At 71.2% G+C, this 2,635-nt stretch carries 3 protein-coding genes; 1 reads left to right on the plus strand and 2 read right to left on the minus strand.

The window, feature by feature from the left end; translation table 11 throughout:
* Positions 1–12 precede the first annotated feature (12 nt).
* Entirely contained in the window at positions 13–468 is a 456-nt protein-coding gene (locus tag ACLJQZ_RS41185) for a MarR family winged helix-turn-helix transcriptional regulator (RefSeq protein ID WP_410626319.1), read from the minus strand.
* Positions 469–587: 119 nt separating this feature from the next.
* Between ACLJQZ_RS41185 and ACLJQZ_RS41190 the strand changes: the two genes are divergently transcribed.
* A complete protein-coding gene (locus ACLJQZ_RS41190; protein WP_410626321.1) occupies positions 588–1,493 on the plus strand; it encodes an NADP-dependent oxidoreductase in 906 nt (301 codons plus the stop codon).
* A gap of 76 nt (positions 1,494–1,569) precedes the next feature.
* Here the strand turns inward: ACLJQZ_RS41190 and ACLJQZ_RS41195 are convergent, their stop codons facing one another.
* On the minus strand, positions 1,570–2,379 hold the full coding sequence (locus tag ACLJQZ_RS41195) for a DUF2306 domain-containing protein (protein WP_410626323.1): 810 nt from the start codon (positions 2,377–2,379) through the stop codon (positions 1,570–1,572).
* Between the last annotated feature and the right edge of the window lie 256 nt (positions 2,380–2,635).

Below are 2,635 nucleotides of genomic sequence, written 5' to 3' on the forward strand. Positions count from 1 at the left end.
GCTGCTCGGCCGCTAGCCCGCGCTCGGGTCGAGGGAGCGCGCGACGATCCCGGTGATCCCGCCGAGCTGACCGAGCTGCTCCTCGCTCAGCAGGCCGAAGACGTGCTCGCGCAGGGTCGCGTAGTAGCCGGGTGCCGCCTCGTCGTACTTCCGCAACCCCGCCGGCGTCAGGGACGCGATCGTGTAGCGGGTGTCGGCCGGGTCGGACTTACGGACGAGCCAGCCCTGCTTCTCCAGCCGGGAGGCGATGCGGGACAGGTGCGACGGCGTGACCCGGGACATCTCCGCCAGCGACGTCATGGTGCGGTCCTGGTGCTGCGACAGGCACCACAGGATCAGGAACTCGGCGTGACTCAGGCCGTCCTGCTTGAGCCGCCCCTCCAGCGCCGCGGGCAGCCACAGGATCACCGACAGCAGCGACTCCCAGGTGTCCGCCTCGGCCGGGGCGAAGCTGTCATCCGCTTCCACGGGCGTGACTGTACACGCAGTCACTTTCCGCGGAAAGTGATTTGCGAGACACTTGCCATGGAAAGTAACTGACTCTAAGTTAGTTTCCAGGGAAAGCATCCGCGGATCGAGGAGTCATCATGCGCGCAGCCCGCTACCACGACTACGGCCCGGCGGAGGTGCTCGTCGTCGAGGACGTCCCGGAACCGCACGCCGGGCCCGGCGAGGTCCGGATCCGCGTCGCCGCCGCCAGTGTGAACCCGGTCGACTGGAAAGTGCGCTCGGGGGCGGCCCGCGCGATGTTCGACGTCGGCTTCCCGGCGATCCCCGGCCGCGACGCCGCCGGCGTGGTGGACGAGGTCGGCGAAGGCGTCACCGGCGTCACTGTCGGTGACCGGGTGTTCGGGCTCGGCGGTGTGTTCGGGGCGTCCGCGCAGTACGCCACGCTGTCCGCGTGGGCGCCCGTGCCGGACCAGTGGACCTTGGCGCAGGCCGCCGGGGCCGGGCTGGCCGTCGACACCGCCGGCAGCGGGCTCGACGCGCTCGGCGACCTGGCCGGCCGCACGCTGCTGATCGAAGGCGCGGCCGGCGGGGTGGGCAGTGCCGCCGTCGCGCTGGCCGTGGCGCGCGGCGCCACCGTCATCGGCACGGCGAGCGCGGGCAAGCACGAGTACCTGCGTGGTCTGGGCGCGCTGCCCACCACCTACGGCGAGGGGCTGGCCGATCGCGTTCGCGAACTCGCCCCCGGCGGGGTCGACGCCGTGCTCGACACGGCCGCCTCCGGCTCGCTCGCCGACCTCGTCGCCATCGCCGGCGACGCGGACCGCGTCGTGACGGTTGCCGACGCGGCCCGTGCGGGTGACCTCGGCGTCCGGGCCCGTTCTTCGGAGAACAATTCCGCGCTGCTCGCCGAGGGTGCCGCACTGGGGGCTCGGGGCGGGTACACGCCGCACCTCGCCGCGACGTACCCGCTGGACAAGATCGCCGAGGCGCACCAGGAGTCCGAAGGCGGCCACACCCAAGGGAAGATCGTCGTCCTCCTCTGACGAACCGCGCGAACTGGCCCGGCACCGGGGGATGGTGCCGGGCCAGTTCGCCGCTGGGGAAGGCGCGTTCTCGGGGTCAGGCCACCGGGTCGGGTGACGGCCGCGCGTCCAGCAACGGCGTCTTCGCGTCCGGCGCCAAAGTCGGCTCCTCGGGGGTGCCATCGGCCGTCTCGGACGCGACCGCGCGCGCCTGGGCCGCCTTGCGCTTCGCGGCCTGCTCGCCCAGCTTCTTGTAGCGGGCGCGGTTGATGAAGAACTCCGCGATCAGCAGGTTGACCACCCACGGCACCCACGACGTCAGCGTGGACACCTGGTCCTGCACCGCCGCCGGGCCGTCGACGCCCATCGTGAAGACCTCCGGCTCCAGCCAGAGGATCGCCGGGCCGAGCCAGAAGCGCGACGCCAGGATCGAGAAGGCCAGCGCGAAACTGCGCAGCATCCACTCGCGGTGCTCGACGATGCGGCCCTGGCGGGCGCGGCGGAACCCGGTGATCGTGGTGATCAGCCACAGCAGCCCGAGGATCGCGTTGCCGACCTTCTGGCCGGGGCCGTGCGTCAGCAGCGGCGTGATCGTGAGGATCGCGATCCCGGCCGGCAGCGCGCCGCCGAAGACGTAGATCCGGCCGGACACGCGGTGCAGCTTCGGGTACTTGTTGCGCAGCTTGGGCCACACCTGGATCGCCGCGGTCACGAACGCGACCGAGCCGAAGAAGATGTGCGTCACCAGCAGCGGGTAGTAGAACGGCACGTCGAGCCGGGTCGCCGCCGTCGACTTGCTCGGATCCAGGCCGACGTAGTTGGGCAGCCGGAACGCGAGGAAACCGAACGCGAGGAAGTAGAAGGGGACGATCCAGGGGCGTCTCAGCGCCGTTCCGATGCGTGACATGGGTGGGCCTTCCGTGGGAGGAACCGGCGCGAAGAGTGTGGCGCGAAGACAGTGGGGAAAACCGTAGAGTTCGCTCTCCACCGACCCCGGATCGGCCGCAACAGCTAGGGAAAACAGGGTCCGTCCGGCGGCATAGTCTGCCTGACCTCCGTGTCGGCGGTGGTTCGGGCGGCGGCGTACCGCGGCTTCCCCAGCGCACGCCGGAACGGACCCCGTCCGAACCCTTGGGAGCGCCGCGGTGGAACGATCCGAGCAC

The sequence above is a fragment of the Amycolatopsis sp. cmx-8-4 genome (assembly GCF_046548675.1).
Taxonomy (GTDB): Bacteria; Actinomycetota; Actinomycetes; order Mycobacteriales; family Pseudonocardiaceae; genus Amycolatopsis.

Bases quoted from the DNA above. Each gene is read 5' to 3' on its own strand.
- ACLJQZ_RS41195 (WP_410626323.1), bottom strand. From the start codon at position 2,379: ATGTCACGCATCGGAACGGCGCTGAGACGCCCCTGGATCGTCCCCTTC.
- ACLJQZ_RS41190 (WP_410626321.1), top strand. From the start codon at position 588: ATGCGCGCAGCCCGCTACCACGACTACGGCCCGGCGGAGGTGCTCGTC.